Source organism: Streptomyces sp. NBC_00341, assembly GCF_041435055.1.
In the GTDB taxonomy this organism is placed as follows: domain Bacteria; phylum Actinomycetota; class Actinomycetes; order Streptomycetales; family Streptomycetaceae; genus Streptomyces.
In genome coordinates this window covers 6249928-6269986 of sequence record NZ_CP108002.1, presented here as the reverse complement: position 1 = coordinate 6269986, position 20059 = coordinate 6249928, and the positions used below count along the sequence as shown (strand labels likewise).

18 protein-coding genes are annotated in these 20059 nt (G+C 73.3%); 5 read left to right on the top strand and 13 right to left on the bottom strand.

Annotation, left to right across the window (positions count from 1 at the left end):
* Positions 1 to 42: 42 nt before the first annotated feature.
* The 9 genes from OG892_RS28385 to OG892_RS28345 form a co-directional block, all read right to left on the bottom strand.
* Positions 43 to 1797 (bottom strand): ABC transporter ATP-binding protein, encoded by a 1755-nt coding sequence (locus tag OG892_RS28385; protein WP_371630624.1) that lies wholly within the window; start codon positions 1795 to 1797, stop codon positions 43 to 45.
* A complete protein-coding gene (locus OG892_RS28380; RefSeq protein ID WP_079193511.1) occupies positions 1794 to 3488 on the bottom strand; it encodes an ABC transporter ATP-binding protein in 1695 nt (564 codons plus the stop codon). Before OG892_RS28380 ends, OG892_RS28385 begins: the two co-directional genes overlap by 4 nt.
* Positions 3485 to 4309: an ABC transporter ATP-binding protein gene (locus OG892_RS28375; RefSeq protein ID WP_073737057.1), complete on the bottom strand. Its 825-nt coding sequence runs from the start codon at positions 4307 to 4309 to the stop codon at positions 3485 to 3487. The genes OG892_RS28380 and OG892_RS28375 overlap by 4 nt, the downstream gene beginning before the upstream one ends.
* Before the next feature lie 80 nt (positions 4310 to 4389).
* Positions 4390 to 5523 carry a FecCD family ABC transporter permease gene (locus OG892_RS28370; protein WP_371630623.1) on the bottom strand — a complete coding sequence of 378 codons (1134 nt, stop codon included), beginning with the start codon at positions 5521 to 5523 and terminating at the stop codon, positions 4390 to 4392.
* Entirely contained in the window at positions 5520 to 6602 is a 1083-nt protein-coding gene (locus OG892_RS28365) for a FecCD family ABC transporter permease (RefSeq protein ID WP_371630622.1), read from the bottom strand. The genes OG892_RS28370 and OG892_RS28365 overlap by 4 nt, the downstream gene beginning before the upstream one ends.
* A 44-nt stretch (positions 6603 to 6646) precedes the next feature.
* Positions 6647 to 7735: an iron-siderophore ABC transporter substrate-binding protein gene (locus OG892_RS28360; protein WP_371630621.1), complete on the bottom strand. Its 1089-nt coding sequence runs from the start codon at positions 7733 to 7735 to the stop codon at positions 6647 to 6649.
* Between the two features lie 232 nt (positions 7736 to 7967).
* Entirely contained in the window at positions 7968 to 8825 is an 858-nt protein-coding gene (locus tag OG892_RS28355; RefSeq protein ID WP_371630620.1) for a helix-turn-helix domain-containing protein, read from the bottom strand.
* A 46-nt stretch (positions 8826 to 8871) separates the two neighbouring features.
* Positions 8872 to 9165 (bottom strand): MTH1187 family thiamine-binding protein, encoded by a 294-nt coding sequence (locus OG892_RS28350; protein WP_073736846.1) that lies wholly within the window; start codon positions 9163 to 9165, stop codon positions 8872 to 8874.
* Positions 9162 to 9512, bottom strand: a complete 351-nt coding sequence (locus tag OG892_RS28345) for a DUF3817 domain-containing protein (RefSeq protein ID WP_073736847.1) — start codon at positions 9510 to 9512, stop codon at positions 9162 to 9164. Before OG892_RS28345 ends, OG892_RS28350 begins: the two co-directional genes overlap by 4 nt.
* Positions 9513 to 9689: 177 nt before the next feature.
* Between OG892_RS28345 and OG892_RS28340 the strand changes: the two genes are divergently transcribed.
* From OG892_RS28340 to OG892_RS28325, 4 genes are all read left to right on the top strand, one after another.
* The gene (locus tag OG892_RS28340; RefSeq protein WP_371631704.1) at positions 9690 to 10322 is read left to right on the top strand and encodes an AIM24 family protein; all 633 of its coding nucleotides are present in this window, start codon (positions 9690 to 9692) and stop codon (positions 10320 to 10322) included.
* Entirely contained in the window at positions 10322 to 10972 is a 651-nt protein-coding gene (locus OG892_RS28335) for an AIM24 family protein (RefSeq protein WP_073736849.1), read from the top strand. Before OG892_RS28340 ends, OG892_RS28335 begins: the two co-directional genes overlap by 1 nt.
* Complete coding sequence (locus tag OG892_RS28330) at positions 10969 to 11730, top strand: AIM24 family protein (RefSeq protein ID WP_073736850.1); 762 nt, start codon at positions 10969 to 10971, stop codon at positions 11728 to 11730. Before OG892_RS28335 ends, OG892_RS28330 begins: the two co-directional genes overlap by 4 nt.
* A 124-nt stretch (positions 11731 to 11854) precedes the next feature.
* Positions 11855 to 12325 (top strand): MarR family winged helix-turn-helix transcriptional regulator, encoded by a 471-nt coding sequence (locus OG892_RS28325; protein ID WP_073736851.1) that lies wholly within the window; start codon positions 11855 to 11857, stop codon positions 12323 to 12325.
* Between the two features lie 61 nt (positions 12326 to 12386).
* Here the strand turns inward: OG892_RS28325 and OG892_RS28320 are convergent, their stop codons facing one another.
* Entirely contained in the window at positions 12387 to 13841 is a 1455-nt protein-coding gene (locus OG892_RS28320; protein WP_371630619.1) for a sensor histidine kinase, read from the bottom strand.
* The gene (locus OG892_RS28315; RefSeq protein WP_371630618.1) at positions 13838 to 14497 is read right to left on the bottom strand and encodes a response regulator transcription factor; all 660 of its coding nucleotides are present in this window, start codon (positions 14495 to 14497) and stop codon (positions 13838 to 13840) included. Before OG892_RS28315 ends, OG892_RS28320 begins: the two co-directional genes overlap by 4 nt.
* 119 nt (positions 14498 to 14616) lie before the next feature.
* Between OG892_RS28315 and OG892_RS28310 the strand changes: the two genes are divergently transcribed.
* Positions 14617 to 15243 carry a PepSY domain-containing protein gene (locus OG892_RS28310; protein WP_371630617.1) on the top strand — a complete coding sequence of 209 codons (627 nt, stop codon included), beginning with the start codon at positions 14617 to 14619 and terminating at the stop codon, positions 15241 to 15243.
* A gap of 21 nt (positions 15244 to 15264) precedes the next feature.
* Here OG892_RS28310 and OG892_RS28305 read toward each other — a convergent pair whose 3' ends face one another.
* Both OG892_RS28305 and OG892_RS28300 read right to left on the bottom strand, forming a co-directional pair.
* Positions 15265 to 17499 carry a protein kinase gene (locus OG892_RS28305; RefSeq protein WP_371630616.1) on the bottom strand — a complete coding sequence of 745 codons (2235 nt, stop codon included), beginning with the start codon at positions 17497 to 17499 and terminating at the stop codon, positions 15265 to 15267.
* A complete protein-coding gene (locus tag OG892_RS28300) occupies positions 17496 to 19952 on the bottom strand; it encodes a protein kinase (protein ID WP_371630615.1) in 2457 nt (818 codons plus the stop codon). The genes OG892_RS28305 and OG892_RS28300 overlap by 4 nt, the downstream gene beginning before the upstream one ends.
* Between the last annotated feature and the right edge of the window lie 107 nt (positions 19953 to 20059).

Here is a 20059-nt window from a genome sequence, read left to right as displayed (position 1 = left end):
AGGTGGGGGTTCGGGTTCGGTCGTCGGATCGGCCGCAGTCGACTAGGGACGGCCGGTTCTGCCCGTGTACGCCTGCCAGAGGGCCGCGTACTCGCCCCCGGAAGCCAGTAGTTCGTCGTGCGTGCCCTGCTCGACGACCTCGCCGCGCCGCAGGGTGAGGATGCGGTCCGCGTCGCGCGCCTGCTCCAGACGGTGCGCCACGATCACGCTGGTACGCCCACGGGTGACGCGTTCGAGGGCCTGCTGGAGCGGACCACGCGTCTGCTGGCCGGACTGGGCGGTGGCCTCGTCGAGGACGACGATGTCCGGGTCGGCTATCAGCGCGCGGGCCAGCGCGAGGTGCTGGACGGAGCCGTCGTCGACGGGGGTGCCCCCCGTGCCGAGGACGGTGTCGAGCCCCGCCCGCGTCCCCAGCGCCCAGTCGGCCCCGGCCTCGGCCAGGCCCCGGCGGAGTTCGTCGTCGGTGGCGGTGGGCCGGGCGAGCCTCAGGTTGTCCGCCAGGGTGCCGCCGAACAGATGGATCTCCTGGGTGACCAGGTACCGGGACGGGACCCGTCCGGCCGCCGCCTCTCCCGCGGTGATCTCGCCCCGGTCGGGTTCGGCCAGGCCGGCGATCAGCTGGGCCAGGGTGCTCTTCCCGGAGCCGCTGGCGCCGACGAGCGCCAGGCTCGAACCCGGCGGTACGTGGAACGAGACGTCACGCACGGCGTCGCGGGTGCCGTCGTACGAGAACGAGACGCCCTTGACGTCGATCGCCGGGCGGTGGCGCGCGTCCCCCGTGCCGGGCCGCCCGTGCCCGGCACCGGACCGGTCCAGGTCTGTGATGCCGACCAGCCGCGACAGCCCGGCCGTCGCCCGCTGGATGTCGTCCAGGCTCCCCAGCAGCGCTCCGACAGGGCCGAAGAGGCGGTGGAAGTAGAGGGCCGCGGCCGTGGCGGCGCCCACCGAGACGGCGCCCGAGCCGAGGAGCGCGAAACCCGTGGCGAGTACGGCCGCGAGGCCGAGGAACTCCGCCGCGTTGAGCAGGCCCGTGAACCGGTTGCGCAGCCGTACGCCGTCGCGCTGCCGTGCGATGGCCAGTTCGCTGTGTGCGGCCAGCGCGCCGAGGTGGCGGTCCTGCGAGCGGTAGGTCCGGATCGTCTCGGCGCCGTGCACCGCCTCGATGACGGACTGGCCCCGGGTGGACTCCAGCCGCCGGATGTCCGCGTACACGACGTGCGAGCGGGCGAGGAACTGCCGGGTCGCGAGGATGTGGACGGGCAGGCAGACCAGGCCGGCCAGGGCCAGGCGGATGTCGAGGACCGCGAGGCCCACCAGGCTCAGGCCGATCGTGAAGCTCGCGTCGGTGACATCGGGAAGCACGTCGGAGGCTGCTTCGGAGACCGCTTCCACGTCGCGCGTCACCCGGGAGACGACATCGGAGCTGTCCGAGGACTCCAGCGTGCTCGCCGGAAGGTGCACCGCGGTCTCGAACACGTCCTCGCGCAGCGCGGCGAGAACACCCTGGACGAGGACGACCAGCATCCGGCCACCGGCGTAGGCGAGTGCGGACCCGGCGAGGGCGACGAGCACGAGGACCGCGCCGAGCACCGTGACACGGCCCCGGCCCTCCCCGTCCGCGACGGCGTCCACGACGGCGCCGAGTACCGGGGGCGTCGCGAGTGTGACGGCCGTACCGCAGAGCAGCGTCAGCAGCGCGGCGGCGAGCCGGGCGCGGTGCGCGCCGAACCGGCGGACGATCTCCTCGCGGGTGCGGCGGGGGCCGGCGATGGGCAGGGTGCCGTGGGCGGGGGTCACCTGGTCGTTCCGTTCGGTCCGGGGCGGGCGCCGCCGAGGTCGACGACCCGGTCGCAGGCGGCGAGCAGGATCGGGCTGGTGGTGATGAGGAGCGTGGTGGCGGGCAGTCCCCGCAGTCCTGCGGCGATGCGCTGCTCGGTCACCGGGTCGACCGCGGTGGCGGGTTCGTCGAGGACGACGAGGTCGGCGTCGGTGTGCAGGGCGCGGGCGAGCAGCAGGCGCTGCCGCTGGCCGCCGGAGAGCCTGCGGCCGTGCTCACCGACTTCGGCCTGGTCGCCGCCGACCAGTTCGAGTACGTCGTCGAGCATCGCGGCCCGCAGCACGGCCGGGTCACCGTCACCGCCCGTGGGGGTGAGGTTGGAGCGCAGGGTGCCGGAGAACACCGCGCCGTGGTGGGGCGGCGCCGCGATCCGGGCGCGCACCGGCTCCGGTCCGAGGTCGACGGCGTCGGTGCCGTCGATCAGGAGTTCGCCCCGGCGGAGCGGGACGCGGTAGCCGAGCCGGTCGCTGAGCTCGCGTGCGTGCCCGGGGTGGCGGGGGACGACGCCGAGGAGTTCGCCGGGCCGCAGGTCGAGGGGCTCGCCGTGCTCGGGCGGGTGCCACCGCAGCGCGGGGAGGGAGCCGGCGGTGACGTGGGCGGGGCTGTCGCCGGTGCCGGTCCCGGCGGGTCCGATCAGGTGCGGTTCGTCCAGCAGGTCGCCCAGCCGGCGGGCGGAGGCCCGCTTGTGGAACCAGTTGGCGGCGAACGTGCCGACGTGGGTCAGCGAGCCCTGGAGGAACTGGGCGAGTCCGAGGACGGTGACGAGCTGGCCGATGGTGATGCTGCCGTCGAGTGCGAGGTATCCCGACGCCGTGGAGAGCGCGGCGAGGAGCGCTCCTGACAGCAGCCGGCTGAGGCTGCCGTACGCCAGGACGGAGCGCGAGGTGGCCACGGCCGCGCGCCTGGACTCCCCGCTCGCGGCGCGGTAGCGGCGGGCGGCCTCCGCTCGGGCGTTCATGCCGATGACCACCCGGAGTCCGGTGATCATGTCGGTGGCCACCTCGCCGGCCCTGGCCGCCGTACTCTGCTCGGCCAGTCCCCGCGCCTCCAGCGGCATCGAGACCCGGCGCATCACGACGAGCACCAGGACCGTGCCGGCGATGACGCCCAGGCCCAGGGGCACGGAGATCACCAGCAGGGCCGTCGAGGCGGTGAGGATCGCGGTGACCGTCGAGGCCTGCTGCACGACGCTCCAGGAGACCCCGGCGACGCGGTAGGTGTCGGACGAGACCAGCGAGAGCGCCTCTCCGGGTCCGGGCCGACGGCGCAGGGAGCGCGGGTGCAGCAGCCGGGCCATCACCCGTTGCCGCAGCTCGTGCTCGCCGTGGCCGTAGACGTCCACCATGGCCGCCGACGCCCGCCGGTACGACAGGGACAGTACGACGAAGACGGCGCCGAGGACGCCGAGCCACTGGAGCAGGGCGGAGCGGTCCTGCGGGGCGAGTGCCCGGTCGATGACCACGCCGATGAGGACCGGCACCAGTGCCTCGCACAGCTGATGGACCATGAACGCGAGGGTGGTGAGGGCGAGCAGGCGGCCCCGGCCGTCGCGCAGCAGCGCGACCCGGAACAGCGCCGCGACGGAGTTGGGCCCCCGGGCACCGCCGTCCGGACCGGGTCCGCCGGTGGTGGCGGTGGTGGCCGGGTTCACCGGGCGTCCCGTCGGCGGGTCAGCGGGACGACCATGGGGGTGCCGGTGACCGGGTCGGGGACGACCTGGCAGGGCAGGTCGAACACCTCCCGCACCAGGGCGGCGGTCACGACCTCCTGCGGAGTGCCCTCGGCGACGACGCGGCCGTCGCGCATGGCGATGAGATGGCTCGCGTAGCGGGCGGCGTGGTTCAGGTCGTGGAGTACGGCGACGAGGGTGTGCCCGGCGCGGTGCAGATCGGTGAACAGTTCCAGCAGGTCGATCTGGTGGGCGATGTCGAGGAACGTGGTCGGTTCGTCCAGCAGCAGGATCGGGGTCTGCTGGGCGAGGACCATCGCCACCCAGACGCGTTGGCGCTGGCCGCCGGAGAGTTCGTCGACCGCTCTGCCGGAGAGCTCGGTGACGGAGGTGGCCGCCATGGCGTCCAGGACCGCCTGTTCGTCCTGCCGGGTCCACTGGCGCATCAGCCTCTGGTGCGGGTGGCGTCCGCGGGCGATCAGGTCGGCCACGGTGATCCCGTCGGGCGCCACCGAGGACTGCGGCAGCAGCCCGAGCGTCCGGGCCACTTCCCTGGAGCCGTACTCCGCTATGGACCGGCCGTCGAGGACGACCTTGCCCGCGGTGGGCCGCAGCAGCCGGGACACGGCGCGCAGCAGGGTCGACTTTCCACAGGCGTTGGGGCCGATGATGACGGTGAACGAGCGGTCCGGGATGGCTACGTCCAGGTGCTCGGAGACCGGATGCCGGCCGTAGCCGATGGAGGCGTCGAGCACCTCCAGGCGTGCCGGGGCCGGGGTGTGGGTGCGGGTGGGCTGCGTCATGACGGTCACGGGTACTCCTCGCGGACGGGCGGCGGGCGGGCTCGGGGGGCCGGGCGCCGGGGGCGGCGGGGCCGGTGCGCTCATCCCCGCCGCCCCGCGTAACGGCGGGCGAGCAGCCAGGCCAGATAGGCGCCTCCGACGCACACCGTGACGACGCCCACGGGCAGGTCGACGCGCTGGGCGATGAAGTCGGCGCCGGTCAGGACGGCGGCGCCGGTCAGCGCGGCCGGCCCGATCCGGACCGTGGTGGAGCCGCGCGTCAGCCGCTGGGCGATCTGCGGCGCGGCGAGCGCGATGAACGAGATCGGGCCGACGGCCGCGGTCACGAGCGCGGTGAGCGCGACCCCGGTGAGCGTGGCCGCGAGGCGTGCGCGCTGGGCGCGGACCCCGAGGGCCACGGCCGCGTCGTCGCCCAGTTCCAGATGGACCAGGGGCCGCGCCACGGCCGCGGAGCAGATCAGCAGGACGACGAACACGGCTGCGGTCGGCCGCAGTTGCTCGAAGCCGAGTCCGCTGAGGGAGCCCGCTCCCCAGGTCGCCGCCAGCATCGCCTGCTGCGGGTTGACGGAGAGCAGCAGCATCGAGGTGAGGGAGGAGAGGAAGGCGCCGACGGCGATCCCCACGATGATGAGGCGGAAGGGAGCCAGCCCCTTGCGGTAGGCCAGCAGGTACACCAGGAGCGCGGTCAGCGCCCCGCCGATCAGGGAACCCGAGGCGACCGCGAGGTAGTCGGCGGTGCCGAGCACGAGCATCACGACGCTCGCCCCCGCGTAGGAGCCGGAGGCGAAGCCGATCACGTCGGGCGAACCGAGCGGGTTCCTGGTGAGCGACTGGAACAGCGCGCCGCTGATGGCGAGCGCCGCTCCGCAGAGAACCGCGAACAGCAGGCGTGGCAGCCGCCAGGTCACGACCACCAGCCGGTCGCGGGGGTCGGCGTCCGGGTCGAACAGGGCGGACAGCACCTGGGCGGGGGTCAGCCGGATGGACCCGGTGCCGAGGGTGAGGACGCCGAGGGCGGCCACGGTGACGGCCAGGGCGGCGCAGACGAGGACGGTCCGCCGCTCGACGCGCAGGGCCAGTCCGGCGCGCCGCCAGGCCCAGACGGTCCGGCCGAAGTCGACCCGGTCCGGTGCGGCGTGCCTCGCCGGTGCGGTGTCCTTCGCCGGTGCGGCGTCCTTCGGCGGTACGGCGTCCTTCGCCGTCGCGGCGCTCACAGGGTGCTCACCTTCCGGCGCCGGACGAGCGCGACGAGGACGGGTGCGCCGACGAGCGCGGTGACGAGCCCGACCCGCATCTCGCCGGAGGGCAGGACCACACGTCCGATGATGTCGGCGGCCAGCAGGAAGGCGGGCGCGACGACGATCGTGACGGGCAGGATCCAGCGCTGGTCGGGTCCCGTGAACCAGCGGACGACATGGGGCACCATCAGCCCGACGAACGAGATCGGGCCGGCGACGGCGACCGAGGTCCCGGCCAGCAGGGTGACGGCGAGCACCAGGACCACCCGGGTCAGGGCGAGCCGGGTGCCCAGCGACCGGGCGAGGTCGTCGCCCAGCGCCAGGGTGTTGAGCGAGCCCGCGCTGCACAGCCCGAGTACGAGACCGGCACCGATCAGGGGCAGGGCGACGGGGAGGATGTCGAGCGACCGGCCCCCGATGGAGCCGACGCCCCAGAACCGCATGGCGTCGAACGTGGTGGTGTTCTTGAGCGCCATGGCGGAGGTGAAGCCGCCGCACACGGCGGTGAACGCGACGCCCGCGAGGGTGAGTTTGACCGGGCTGCCCCGGTCCGCGCCGATCGAGCCGAGCGTGTAGACGAGCACCGTGAGCCCGAAGGCCCCCGCCAGGGCGAACCAGATGAACTGGCCGGCTCCGGTGTACCCGAGGACGGCGACGGCGAAGGTCACCGCGAGGCTCGCGCCCGCGTTCACGCCGAGGATGCCGGGGTCGGCCAGCGGGTTGCGGGTGAACGCCTGGATCAGCGCGCCGCTCAGGCCGAGGGCCGCACCGACGACCAGCCCGATCACGGTGCGGGGCACCCGTAGTTCGCGCACCATCACGTGCTCGTCGGAGTCGTCGAAGTGGAACAGCGCGTCCCACACCGTGCCGGGGGCGATGGAGCGGGCGCCGACCATCACGCTGAGGACGGCGACGACGAGCAGCAGCGCGATCGCGGTCAGCAGGATCAGCGGGCGGTACCGGGTGCGCCGGGCCGGACCCGCGGCGCCGCGCGGGTCCGGCACCTCGCGCTCCGTGCCGGCGGTGAGGTCACCCGTGGGTGGGGCGGTCGTCATGGTTGTCCTTGGGAGAGGGCGTCACATGGGGCGGCGGACGGCGGTCAGGAGTCCGCGCCGGTGCTGCCCCTGCCCGCGACGGCGTCGGCGAGCATCGGGACGTAGCGCTTCAGGGCCCAGGGGATGGAGAGCACCGAGGGTCCGCTGGTGGCCATACCCATCGCCGGGTCCTGCACGAAGGCGTAGTTCGTCCCGGCGATCGGCTTCCAGCGCGAGAACAGCGGGTCCTTGAGGGTGTAGGGGACCTCGTCGGCGCCGTTGGCCCAGCCGACGAAGATGTCGGCGTCGATCGTGTCGAGCTTCTCCAGGCTGACCCCGCCGTACCAGTTGGTGCCCTTGGCGGTGGACGCGATCGCCTTCATCGACGGGGTGTTCCGGAAGCCCATCTCGGTCAGCAGCCGGACCCGGGCGTCGTAGTTGAGGTACAACCCGACCTCCGTCGAGCCGGGGGTGAGGGCGACTCCGTAGGTGAACGTCCTGCCCTTGAACTCGGGGTGCTCCTCGGTGACCGCGGTCAGCCGGCCCCGGACGTCGGTGACGAGGCTCTCGGCCTTCTTCGTCTCGCCCATGGCCTTGCCGATGGTGCGGGTCATCTCCTGCCAGGTCCCGCCGTCCCAGGGCTTGTTCAGGTACGGGATGGTGGGGGCGATCCCGGAGAGGCGCTTGTAGTCGACGTCCGAGATGCCGGAGTACAGGCCGACGATGAGGTCGGGCTTCAGCGAGAGGATCTGCTCGAAGTCGATCTCGCCCGCGTCACCGTAGTTCAGCGTCTCGGGCAGCGGTCCGCCCAGTTTCTCGACCGTGCTGCGGAACCACGGGGTGTAGCCCTGCTTGTCGCCGCCCCACTGCTTGTCGACGCCGACCGGGACCGTGCCCAGCGCCGCGACCACGTCCAGCGACATCCAGCTGACCGCCACGACCCGCTTGGGCTTCGCCTTGATCGTCGTGGTCCCGTGGCCGTGCTTGATGCTCACGGGGAACGCGCCCGAAGCGCTGCCCGGCTTCGCCTCCGCCGTGTCCGGTCCGGAGCCGCCGCTGCCGCAGCCCGCCAGCACCACGACGGCCGCGAGCATCAGCGCCGTGAGGCGCGCGACGGCGCCCGTTCCGCGTCCGGACGGGATGGAAATGGACATGCTTCTCCTCGGATCTGCGCGCGTCGCGGTGGAGCGACGGCGGATGTACGGGGAGGGCGGCCGTGGCGGGACGACGCGTACGCGACCGACCCGCACTTCAACTTAGGTAACCCTCACCTAAGTGAACGCTAAGGAGCGGAGTCGCTCGAAGGGGGCGCGTACTGGCCAGGGTGTGTCGTGATTCGGCCACCCGCCGAATCGGCGGCGCACGGGGCAGCACGCGGTGGGGCCGTCAGCGGCCCGCTTGTGCTGGTACCGCCTGATCGCGCAGGTACCCGGTCGGGCTGACCCCGGTCACCCGTCGGAAGGCGGCGGAGAACGCGCTCGTCGTGGAGTAGCCGCAGCGGTGCGCGACCAGACCGACCGGACGACCCTGGGCCAGCAGCGTCGTCGCCGCGGACATCCGCACCAGCGACCGCCACCGCGCGAAGGACATACCGATGTCGCGGCCGAACGCACGGGTGACGGTACGCACGCTCAGCGCGTGCCGCGCCGCCCACGCCTCCAGCGAGAGTTCGCTCTCCGGATCACGCATGACGTCGTCGGCCAGGGCGCGAATGCGCGCGTCCTCGGGGACGGGGACGTCGATGGCCGGATGCGGATCGTCCTCCAGCAGGTCCAGGACGACGCGTTGGGTCCGCAGCCGGAGATCGTCGGGCATCGACGTGGTGTCGAGGTGGAGCAGCATCTCCTGGAGCGCGCGCAGCACCCGCAGCGGGCGCAGGCCCGACCAGTGCGGCGGAATCGCCGCACTGGTCACGTAGGTGTAGCAGCTCACGCCGCCCGGGTCGGCCGAGGAGTCGTGCGGGGTGCCGGGCGGCAGCCAGATCCCCTGCCCCGGCACGAGCCGGCGCACGGTGTTGCGGGTGTGCAGCGTCAGCGAACCGTGCCGGGGCCAGACCAGGAGCCCGTCGGAGTGGGTGTGCACCCCGGCGGCGACCGGGGCCGCCAGGGGGTTCCCGCCGAGGACGGCGGTGGTGAGCAGATAGGGGGCGGACACCTGGGCGCCGCCCGCCGACGGCTCGGCCCATCGGAGCGCGGCCGCCGGGAGCGGCTCGCCGCGCTCACGGCCCGGGACTGTAGCCAGCATGAAGTTAGGTTACCCTAACTTGCCGCTCGCCCGGAGTGCCCCGGTGTCAGTCGGCCAGGTACCGCTCGACCGTCTCGACCTTGGAGTTCAGACCGTCCGTCACACCGGGGCGGATGTCGGCCTTGAGGACGAGGGAGACCCGTCCGGACCGCGCCTCGACGGCGGCGACGGCGCGCTTGACGACGTCCATGACCTCGTCCCACTCCCCCTCGATGGAGGTGAACATGGCGTCCGTGCGGTTGGGCAGCCCGGACTCGCGGACGACGCGGACGGCGTCGGCGACGTACTCGCCGACGTCCTCACCGACCCCCAGCGGGCTGACGGAGAAGGCGACGATCATGCGCTGACCGTCCCTTCCCGGCGGGCGCGGGCGGCGATGACGCCGTCGGCCTCGTAGCGCTTGAGCACCTTGTCGCCGTACAGGCCGCCGAAGGGGAGCACGCAGAGCAGGAAGAAGAACGCGACGCGCTTGAGCGGCCACTTTGTCTTGTTCCAGACGTCCAGCAGAGCCACGACGTAGATCACGAAGAGCACGCCGTGCAGCATGCCGAGCGGCATCATCAGGAAGTCGATGTCGGAGATCCGGCTCAGCACCGAGCCGAAGAGGATCAGCGCGGGGAAGGACAGCGCCTCGGGAATCGAGATGAGGCGCAGCCGGTGCAGGGCGGTGGCGGTCTTGATGTCCACGGGGGCACCTTCGGTGGGAGGACGGTGACAGCTTGTGAACGCAGGCACAAGCGCGACCATTGTGGCACCGGCCGCCGTCCAGCCGTGTAGCGGGGGCCGTTTCGCGCCCTTCGGGCACTCCTTGTCCTCATTCGCGGGACGGGCCGGATTTCCGGCGGCTACCGTCGCACCGTGGCAATGTTCCGACTCCAAGGCAGCAAGACGCTCGCCGTCGACCTGACCGGCGACGCCGTCAAGGCGAAGAACGGCTCGATGGTCGCGTACGACGGCCGGATGGCGTTCAAGAAGATGACCGGCGGCGGTGAGGGCCTGCGCGGCATGGTGACCCGTCGGCTGACCGGCGAGCAGATGGCCGTGATGGAGGTGAAGGGGGAGGGCACCTGCTACTTCGCGGACCGGGCGAGCGACATCAGCCTCGTCTCGCTGCGCGGCGAGAAGCTGCACGTCGAGGCGAGCAATCTGCTCTGCACCGAAGCCGGGCTGCGGACCGGCACCACCTTCACCGGGCTGCGCGGCGGCGGGTCGGGCAACGGCCTGTTCACCACCACCGTCGAGGGGACCGGCCAGGCGGCGATCATGTCGGACGGCTCGGCCGTGGCCCTGCGGGTCTCCGCCCAGTACCCGCTCTTCGTCGACCCCGGCGCCTACATCGCCCACCAGGGCAGCCTCCAGCAGCACCTCCAGTCCGGGGTGAACTTCCGGACGCTGATGGGCGAGGGGTCCGGCGAGTCCTTCCAGATCCGCTTCGAGGGCGAGGGACTCGTCTACGTCCAGCCCAGCGAGCGGAACACGATCGGGGGCGATCTCTGATGCCGTTCCGCGAGATCAACTCGAAGATGGTCGAGGCGACGGTGGTCCCCGGCCAGAAGATGTTCAGCCAGCGCGGCGCCATGCTGGCCTACCGGGGCGAGGTGTCCTTCACACCGAACATCCAGGGCGGCCAGGGCGGGGTGATGTCGATGATCGGCCGCCGGGTGGCGAACGAGGCGACCCCGCTGATGACGGTCGAGGGAAACGGCACCGTGATGTTCGGTCACGGCGGCCACCACATCCAGGTGATCAACCTGTCCGGGGACACCCTCTACGTGGAGGCCGACCGGCTGCTCGCCTTCGACGGCGCGCTCCAGCAGGGCACGATGTTCATGGGCTCGCAGGGCGGCGTGATGGGCATGGTGCGCGGCCAGGTGAGCGGCCAGGGCCTGTTCACCACGACGCTGAAGGGGCATGGCGCGGTGGCGGTGATGGCGCACGGCGGGGTGATCGAGCTGCCGATCACGCCGGGCCGCGACGTGCACGTGGACCCGCAGGCGTACGTCGCCCACCACGGCGACGTCCGCAACAAGCTCTCCACCGCGCTCGGCTGGCGCGAGATGGTGGGGCGCGGCTCCGGCGAGGGGTTCCAGCTGGAGCTGAGCGGCAGTGGTGCGGTGTACGTCCAGGCCTCCGAGGAGAAGCTGTGAGCACGCCCGTGGTCTTCGATCCGATGACACTGCCGTCGGACGACAACGTCAACGCGTACACCTTCTGTGTGGAGCTCAAGGGGAGCCAGTGGTTCCTGCAGAAGGGCAAGATGATCGCCTATTACGGGCGGATCGAGTTCAACGGCATCGGGCACGGCCGATTCGAGCGGCTGGTCCGTACGAGCTTCCACTCGCCGCTGCACGCGAGCGACTGGGTGGTGGCAGAGGGCAGCGGGAAGATGCTGCTCGCGGACCGGGCCTTCGATGTGAACTCCTACGACCTGGAGGACGGGAACCTCACGATCCGGTCCGGCAACCTGCTGGCCTACCAGCCGACGCTGGCGCTGAAGCAGTCGATCGTGCCGGGGTTCCTGACGCTGATCGGCACCGGGAAGTTCGTCGCCGCGTCCAACGGTCCGGTGGTCTTCATGGAGCCGCCACTGCGGGTCGATCCGCAGGCGCTGGTGGGCTGGGCGGACTGCCCCTCGCCCTGCCACCACTACGACCACGGCTATATGTCCGGTGTGCTGGGCGGGCTGCGGGCGCTCACCGGGATCGGCGGCGCCTCCGGCGAGGAGCACCAGTTCGAGTTCGTGGGCGCGGGTACGGTGCTGCTCCAGTCCACCGAGGTGCTGATGGCCGAGCAGCCGACCGGGGCGACGCCGCAGCAGGCGGGCGTTCCGGGCGGGGGTCAACCTGGGTCCAGCCCCCGCACCCCAGGCCGGCCGGGGGACCTCCAACGGCGCTTCGGGTTGTGAACGGTACTCTGCGGAGTGTGACGCCGAACCGTCCGCACCTCACTCGCGGGACCCGGCCGACGCGTGCCGGGCGTCACACCAACTAACTTCGTCCGGATTTCAACTTCTTAGGTAGAATCCATATATGGAGACCGAGACGGCCACCCGCTGGCTGAGCAACGCGGAGCAGTGCGCCTGGCGCACCCACCTGGATGTCAGCAGGCTGCTGATGCACCAGCTGGAGAAGGACCTCCAGCCGTTCGGCCTGACCAACAACGACTACGAGATCCTCGTCAACCTCTCGGAGTCGCAGGACCAGCGGCTGCGGATGAGTGATCTCGCCACCGCCACTCTGCAGTCCAAGAGCAGGCTCTCGCACCAGGTCACCCGCATGGAGAGCGCGGGCCTGGTCCGCCGGGAGAACTGCGAGTCCGACCGGCGCGGGCTGTACGCGGTCCTCACGGAGACCGGCGCGGAGACGATGCGGAAGGTGGCACCGCACCACGTGGCATCGGTGCGCAAGCACTTCATGGACCTGCTGACCCCGGAGGCGCTGGAACAGTTGCACGCGGCCCTCGCCCCGGTCGCGGACCACCTGCGCGCACGCCGCGCCTGATACAGCTCCACATCACCGGGGCCCCGCACTACCCGGGGCTCCGCTCCACCGGGGGCGGCGCTCAGCGCGGGCCGGGCAGCCACAGCTCGAACCGGGCGCCGCGCTCCCCCGCACCGGCCACGGTCAGCCGGCCCCCGTGCCGGGTGGCCACATCGCGGGCGATGGCGAGGCCCAGTCCGGCCCCGCCGTCGTCCCGGGCGCGGGCGTCGTCGAGGCGCACGAAGCGCTCGAAGATCCGCGTCCGCTCCGACTCCGGCACCCCGGCCCCGTCGTCCGTGACCGCGACGACCGCGCCACCGCGCTCCGCCCGCACCTCCACGGTGACCGAACTCACCGCGTGCCGCTGGGCGTTGTCCAGCAGATTGCCGATCACCCGGGCCAGCTGACCGCGTGAACCGGTCACTTCGAGCCCGCCGGGCTCGGGCGCCGACACCACCACCGCCACCGGAATCCGGTCACCGGTGCGCTGCGAGACCTCCTCCCGCACCAGCGCGCCCAGCTCCAGCCGCGCGTTCCCGGGCCGCTCCCCCGCGTCCAGCCGGGCCAGCAGCAGCAGATCGGCGGCCAGCACCTGGAGCCGTACGGTGTCGGCCACCGCGCCCTGCACGTCCAGCAGCTCCGGGTGCGCGGCGCCCACCTCCAGCTGGGTGCGGAGCGAGGCGATCGGGGAGCGCAGCTCGTGCGAGGCGTCCGCGACGAACCGGCGCTGCCGGTCGACGGAGGACTCCAGCGCGGTGAGCGTCTCGTTGGTGGTACGGGCCAGCCGGGCGACCTCGTCGCGCGAGGCGGGCTCCGGCACCCGCCTGCTGAGATCCTCCGACGCGGTGATCGCCGCCATCTCGCGCCGGATGTCCTCGACCGGGCGGAGCGCCCGCCTGGTCACCAGCCAGGTCACCCCGGCGACGACGAGCAGCACCACGGGGAGCGCGGCCAGCATCGCGGCGCGCACGCTCGCGACGGCCCGCTGCTCCGCGGCGAGCGGGGCGCCGGCGTGGACGGTCAGGGTCAGCCCGGCGGAGTCCGTCGCCTCGACGGAGGCGAAGCGGTAGTCGGCGCGGTCGCCGTCGACGGTGGCGGTGCCGTTGCTGAAGTCCGGCTCGTCGGTGGAGACCTCGCCCCGGCCGGGGTCGGCGCCCGCGCCGTCGTCGTCATCGTCGTCGTCGCGGTCACCGTCGTCGCCACCCTTTTCCGGGGCGGCGGGCGGGGGCTGCGGGGTGACCCGGTCCGTGCCGGTGCCGCTGATCGCCTCCAGGTCCTTGGAGACGGCGACCACCCGCCCGTCCTCGTCGGTCACCTGGACCGGGTGGTCCTCCTCGTCGCCCGTCTCCAGCCGGCCGTACGGGACGTCGAGGGCCAGCTGCCCGGCGGTCTCGCGGGCCGCCACCTCGGCCTGGAGGCCCGCCTGGTCGGTGAGGTTGGCGCGCAGGACCAGCAGGGCGGCCAGCCCGGCGGCGACGAGGGCGAGGGCGACGACCACCGTGGCACCGAGCGCCGCCCTGGCCCGTACCGACCTCACAGCGCCTCCAGCCGGTATCCGGCGCCGCGCACCGTGCGGATGGCGGCCGCGCCGAGCTTGCGGCGCAGGGTGCTGACGTACACCTCGACGATGTTCGGGTCGCCGTCGTAGGCGAAGTCCCAGACGTGCTCCAGGATCTCCGCCTTGCTGACCACCTGCCCGGCCCGCAGCGCGAGTTGTTCGAGCACGGCGAACTCCTTGGTGGTGAGCACGATCTCGTCCCCGCCGAGGTGGATCCGGCGGGCGGCGGTGTCCATCCGCAGGGCGCCGACGGTGACCACGGGCGAGGCGGAGCCGCCGCGCCGGCGCAGCAGCGCGCGGACCCGGGCGACCAGCACCACGTAGCTGAACGGCTTGGTGAGGTAGTCGTCGGCGCCGGTGTCCAGCCCCTCCGCCTCGTCGTACTCCCCGTCCTTCGCCGTCAGCATCAGGATGGGCACCTCGTGTCCGGCGGCGCGCAGGGCGGCGCAGACCTGGTAGCCGTTCATCCCCGGCAGCATGATGTCGAGGACGACCAGGTCGTACGCGCCGTCCGAGGCCCGGTGCAGCCCTTCGAGCCCGTCGTGCACGACGTCCACGGCGAATCCCTCGGCGGTGAGCCCCCGGGCCAGGGAGATCGCCAGCCGCTTCTCGTCCTCCACGATCAACAGGCGCATGCGCACAGCCTCGCAAACCGAAGCTGAAGACGGCTTCAGGTGGCTTCAGGCTGCGTTCAGCATCACCCCGGCAGGGTGGGTCCCGTCGCAACGGACCATCCGATCGGGGAGGACCCCTCATGAAGCGAAAGATCGTCATCGCCACCGTCACCGCAGCCGTACTGGTAGGCGGCGGGGCCGCCACCGCCGTCGCCCTGGCGGGCAGTGGCTCCGCGAGCGGAACGAGCGGAACGAACGGGACAAGCGGCACGAGCGGCACGGCGAGCCGGGACAGCGCCCGCGTCACCGTCGGGGACGCGGCCGGAGCCGCCGTCCGGGCCGTCCCCGGCACGGTGACCGAGGCCGAACTCGACGAGGAGGACGGCCGGCTCGTCTGGGAGCTCGACGTGTACGGCTCGGACCGGGCCTGGCACGACGTGACGGTGGACCCGGGCAGCGGCAAGGTGATCGGCAAGCACGTCGACATCGACGACGACGGCGACCGGCACGCACCCCGCAGGACCGCCGTGACGCTCGACGAGGCGGTCCGGGCCGCGCTCGGCTCCGCGCCCGGCACGGTGACCTCCGTCGAGCTGGAGGACCACGACGGGCGCGGCGGCCGGGCGGTGCACTGGGAGATCGACATCCGGGGCAAGGACGGCGCGAAGCACGAGCGGAACGTGGACGCGAAGACGGCGAAGGTCACGGTGGACCGGCCGGACAGCGACCACGGGGACGACGGGGACGACGACGGGGACGACGACTGAGCAAGCCCCCGCGCTCCTGGCTCAGGGCACGTAGCCGGAGACGACCGTGCCGTCGCGGAAGCCGAGGAACACGACGTCACCGACGGCCAGCAGCTGCGGCGGGTCCTTGGGCGGATAGGGGACGCCGGTGTAACTGGTGGTGTTCTCCGGCTCCCCGTCCGTCCGCCGGTACGTGCCCACCCCCGCGCCCGTGGCCGCGAGGACCACGTCCCCGGCGACCGAGGGCGAACCGCCCCCGCCCGCGAACTGGTCCGTGGGCCACTTCGGCACATCGCCGGCCACGGAGAAGGCGCGGAGGCTCTCGTCGTCGTTGACCACCACGGTTCCGTCGTCGGTCAGCGCCACCGGGCCCCGGACCGCGATCCCGCCGGCGATGATCCGGTGTTCCCGGGGCCGGTTCACGTCGTTCATGGCGGCGAGGCCCGTCCCCGTCGCCGCCCGGCAGACCAGCACGCGGCCCCTGAGCGCAGGGTCCCGGCACGGGAAGTCGTTCGCGGACAGCCGCTCCTTCACGGTGCCCGTCGCCGCGTCGACGATCCGGGTGTCGCCCGCGACCACGACCAGCCGCCCGGCGTCGGCGACCAGGACGGGCCGGGTGCCGTCGTAGGGCTTGTGCCACAGCTCGCCCCGGTCGCCGGTCAGCCGACGGGCGGCCAGCCTGCCGGTGCCGGGGGCGCTGCCCGCGGTGACGTAGAAGAGGGTGTCGCCGTCCTGGACGGCGGCCGAACCGGTGTGTCCGGCGGGCAGCTTCGCGCGCCATCGCTCCGCGCCGTCCGTGATCCGGTAGCCGACCAGTGCCTGGCCGACGAACGCGTACACGGTCCCCTTCGTGAAGCCCGCGACGACAGACCTGGTGGCGCTTTTCGGGGCCCGCCAGCGCTTTTTGCCGTCGGCCGCGTCGAGCGCGGTCAGCCCCTTCGTGCCGCCGCACAGCAGGGCCGACTCCGCGAAGCTGCAGTCGCCCGAGCCGCCCTGGACGGTGGACTTCCACGCCTTCCAGCCGGCGGGCCGGACGGACTGGTCGGTCGCGGCCTTGCCGAAGTCGCCCGTACGGCCGCTGTCGGCCCGGGGAACGGCGCGGACGCCGACGGTGTCGGCGGCGTGGGACGGACCGGCGCCGGGACCCGAGGACCGGGCGCCGCTCCCCGGGCCACCGCCCTCGGCAGGCGGCGGGTCCGGCCAGAGCACGTAGCCCAGCAGCAGGCAGACCGTGACCGCGACGGCCGCCAAAACCGCCTGGGGCGCCCGGCGCGGACCGCCGGTCCCGGCCTTCCCGGGAAGGGGGAAGGCGACGAGCGGCGGACCGGGCGGCAGCGGGGGCGCCGCGTTGGGCACGGGATCGGGCTCGGCCGGAGCCGATTCGGCGCACTCCCTGGCCGCCCGCCCGTAGTCGGCCTGCTGCTCCCGTACCCCCGGTGTCCAGGGGAACGGGACAGCGGGCCCCTCCGGGAGCAGCAGCGCGGCCAGTTCCCGGGAGCCGGGGCGCCGCTCGGGCCGTGCGTCGAGGCACCGGGAGACCACCTCGCGCAACAGCGGGGGCACGCCGGAGAGTTCGGCCTCGCCCCGGGCGATCCGGAAGATCACCGCCGCCATGTCGGAGTCGTCGAACGGACCGCGTCCCGCCGCCGCGAACGCCAGCACCGCGCCCAGGCAGAACACGTCGGACGCGGGCACCAGCGCCGCCGAGCCGTTGACGTGCTCGGGCGAGATGTAGCCGGGGCTGCCGACCACGACACCGGTCCGGGTCAGCTGGGTGGCGTCGAAGGCCTGGGCGATGCCGAAGTCGATCACCTTGGGACCGTCGGGGCCCAGGAGCACGTTGCCCGGCTTCAGGTCGCGGTGCAGCACCCGTACGGCGTGCATGTCCGCGAGCGCCAGGGCCAGACCCGCGCCCATGGCCCTGACCACCGGCTCCGGCAGCGGCCCGTCCCGGGTCACCGCCTCGGCCAGCGAGGGGCCGGGGACGTACTCGGTGGCGAGCCAGGGCGTGCGGCTGCTCGCGTCGCCGCCGAGGAAGGCGGCGGTACGGGGGCTGCGCACGGCGGCCGCCGCCTCGATCTCCCGCCGGAACCGGACCCGGAACCCGTCGTCCAGGTCGAGTTCGAGCCGTACGGTCTTCAGCGCGACGAGCGCACCGCCGGGCACCCCGGCGGGGCGCGCCAGGTACACCTCGCCCATGCCGCCGGTGCCGAGCAGGCCGAGGATGTGGTAGGGCCCGATCCGGGTCCGGGTGCCGGGGGCCGGCCGTTCGATCATGAGGCGGACGCACCGGGCAGCGGGACGGAGAGCACTTGGCCGCCGTGCTGGATGACGTAGACGGCCCCGCCGACCGGCAGCACCTCCGGCGGCAGCACCTCGTCGGACAGGACGTTGCCCCACTGGAGCGTGTCGTAGTCCTTGCGCGTCTCGGGCCCCGGAGCGCCCTTGAGCGCGGTCGTGCGCAGCGGGCCGGGCTTCCCCGTGCCGTGCAGGGCGACGCTGTACAGGCTGGTGCTGTCCGCCCACGCCAGGGTGTCCGCGACGATCACGGGGAGCGAGACGGCGTTGACGGGGTCGCTGAAGGACCGCCGGTCCAGCGGATAGCGGGCGAGGATCCTGCCGTCGTCCCGGCCGGCCAGGACGATCTCCGGGTCGATGTCGTCCTCCGCCCAGGGGAGGCCGGTGCGGACCAGGACGACCACGTGGTCGTCGACGGCGGCGAGGGCGGCATCGTCGGTGACCCCGTCCGGCAGCGGAATCTCACCGTCGGACGCGAGCGAGGGGATGCGGAGCCGCTGGACGGCCATGTGCGGGCCGTCGTCGGCGTAGGTGTACGCGGCGCAGTAGACGTGCGGGGCCCTGATCAGCGCGTCGTAGCACCGGGAGTCCTGCCCCTCCTCCCTGCGGCCGAGCTCGGCGCCGTCCTTGGTGCGCAGGGCGCGCAGTCCGTCCTGGCCGCGCAGGTAGAGCACCCCGTCCCTGGTGGTCAGCGGCCAGAAGTCGTACTCGTCGACCTTCGCGAGGTTGTCGCCCACCAGCGGTTTGCGCCACTTCTCCTTGCCGGTGGCGAGATCGAACGCGGCGACCTGGGCTCCTTGCGGGGTGGGGCCGATGTCCGCGAAGACCAGTCCGTCGGCGACCAGTGGCGCGCTCTCGAAGCCGTGTGTCGATCCGGCTCGGGTATCCCAACGGGGCTCGCCCGTACGGGAGTCCAGCGAGACGATCCGGCCCCCGGTGGCGAGCAGCACCTGATCGCCGTAGACGGCGGGCCGGGTCGATCCGGACGGCATGAAGACCTGCCCCGTGGGGCTGATCCGGGCGCCGACCTCATCGGCGTCCAGCCGGGCCGAGTAGTCCCACAGCTTCTTTCCGTCGGACGGCGAGAGCGCCTCGTAGGAGCCGGCCGTGGTGCGGCAGACCAGCACGTCGCGGCCCGCCGCGCAGCCGAACGGGCGCCCGGTCACCTTGCCCTGCCAGGTGTGCCACCCGGCCGGGCGGACGTCACGGCCGTACGGGACGGTGCCGGCGCCCTCCCGGCCGCCCTGGGCGTCTATGCCGGCGAGCACGGCGGCCGGTTCCTTCGGATCGCCGCCGCCCCGGCCGCCTTCGCGCAGCGCCAGCAGGGCACCGGTCGCGGCCCCGAGGAGGACGAGCGCGGCGAGGGCCGCCAGGAGGTTGCGGCGGCGCCGGGAGCGGGGCGGCGCGGTCTGCTCCGGCGCGGGTGCGGGTGCGGGCGTCTGGGGCGGGCGCAGCACGAAGTCCGTCGCCACGGTGGGGTGGCGGGGCGCCTCCCGGCTGCCGGTGGCCGCCTCCGTGGGCGTGTATCCCGGCAGCAGCGGCCCGTCCAGCGCGCCGACCCTGGCCAGCTCCCTCCGGTACTCCGCGATCTGTCCGGTCACCGGTGCGGGCCACCCGTCGGCGGCGCCGGGAGCGAGCAGGCCGGCCAGCGCGGCGGCGGTGGGGCGCGCGGCGGGGTCCGCGGTCAGGCACTCCTCCAGGACGGCGCGCAGCCCCTCGGGGACCTCCGTCAGATCGGCTTCGACGTACTTGACCCGGTACAGGACCGCGGCGACGGGCCCGTCCCCGAACGGGTCGCGGCCGGTGGCGGCGTAGCAGAGCACGGAGGCGAGGCAGAAGACGTCGGAGGCCGGTACGACGCGTCCGCTGCCCGCCACGTGCTCCGGCGACATGAAGGCGGGGCTGCCCACCATCCGGCTGGTGGTGGTGAGCGGGGTGCCGCCGGGGTCCCGGGCGATCCCGAAGTCGATGAGGCGCGGTCCGTCGGCGGCGAGCATCACGTTGCCGGGCTTCACATCGCGGTGCACGATGCCCGCCGCGTGGACGGCCGCCAGGGCCAGAGCCAGTCCGGCGCCCAGCATCCGGACCTCGGGCCCGCCCATCGCGCCCGCGCCCCGGACGGCGGCGGACAGGGTGGGCCCGGCGACGTACTCGGTGGCGAGCCAGGGCACTTCGGCGTCGGCGTCCCCGTCGAGCAGCGGGGCGAGGCGGGGGCCGGTGACGGACCGGGCGACGGTGATCTCGCGGCGGAAGCGGCTGCGGAAGCCGGGGTCCTGGGCCACGTCGCGGCGGACGGTCTTGACGGCGGCGGGACCGGAGCCGTCGCCCCGGTCCCCGAGGAAGACCTCGCCCATGCCGCCCGCCCCGAGCCGGGCCCGTATCGCGTACGGGCCGATCCGTCTGGGCGAGTCCTCCCGCAGCGGACTCAGCATGTGCCACTCCCCCCTGGCGCGCATGACACGTGACCGGCGGCAATCGTGTCACGTACGGGGCGGGTGCGGCAGGGCGAGATACGCGAACAGCACTTCCTTGGCCCATA

Coding starts and splice junctions, on each gene's coding strand:
- OG892_RS28375 (WP_073737057.1), bottom strand. CDS start 4,309: ATGACGCAGCCCACCCGCACCCACACCCCGGCCCCGGCACGCCTGGAG.
- OG892_RS28365 (WP_371630622.1), bottom strand. CDS start 6,602: ATGACGACCGCCCCACCCACGGGTGACCTCACCGCCGGCACGGAGCGC.
- OG892_RS28360 (WP_371630621.1), bottom strand. CDS start 7,735: ATGTCCATTTCCATCCCGTCCGGACGCGGAACGGGCGCCGTCGCGCGC.
- OG892_RS28355 (WP_371630620.1), bottom strand. CDS start 8,825: ATGCTGGCTACAGTCCCGGGCCGTGAGCGCGGCGAGCCGCTCCCGGCG.
- OG892_RS28350 (WP_073736846.1), bottom strand. CDS start 9,165: ATGATCGTCGCCTTCTCCGTCAGCCCGCTGGGGGTCGGTGAGGACGTC.
- OG892_RS28340 (WP_371631704.1), top strand. CDS start 9,690: ATGTTCCGACTCCAAGGCAGCAAGACGCTCGCCGTCGACCTGACCGGC.
- OG892_RS28335 (WP_073736849.1), top strand. CDS start 10,322: ATGCCGTTCCGCGAGATCAACTCGAAGATGGTCGAGGCGACGGTGGTC.
- OG892_RS28325 (WP_073736851.1), top strand. CDS start 11,855: ATGGAGACCGAGACGGCCACCCGCTGGCTGAGCAACGCGGAGCAGTGC.
- OG892_RS28315 (WP_371630618.1), bottom strand. CDS start 14,497: ATGCGCCTGTTGATCGTGGAGGACGAGAAGCGGCTGGCGATCTCCCTG.
- OG892_RS28310 (WP_371630617.1), top strand. CDS start 14,617: ATGAAGCGAAAGATCGTCATCGCCACCGTCACCGCAGCCGTACTGGTA.
- OG892_RS28305 (WP_371630616.1), bottom strand. CDS start 17,499: ATGATCGAACGGCCGGCCCCCGGCACCCGGACCCGGATCGGGCCCTAC.
- OG892_RS28300 (WP_371630615.1), bottom strand. CDS start 19,952: ATGCTGAGTCCGCTGCGGGAGGACTCGCCCAGACGGATCGGCCCGTAC.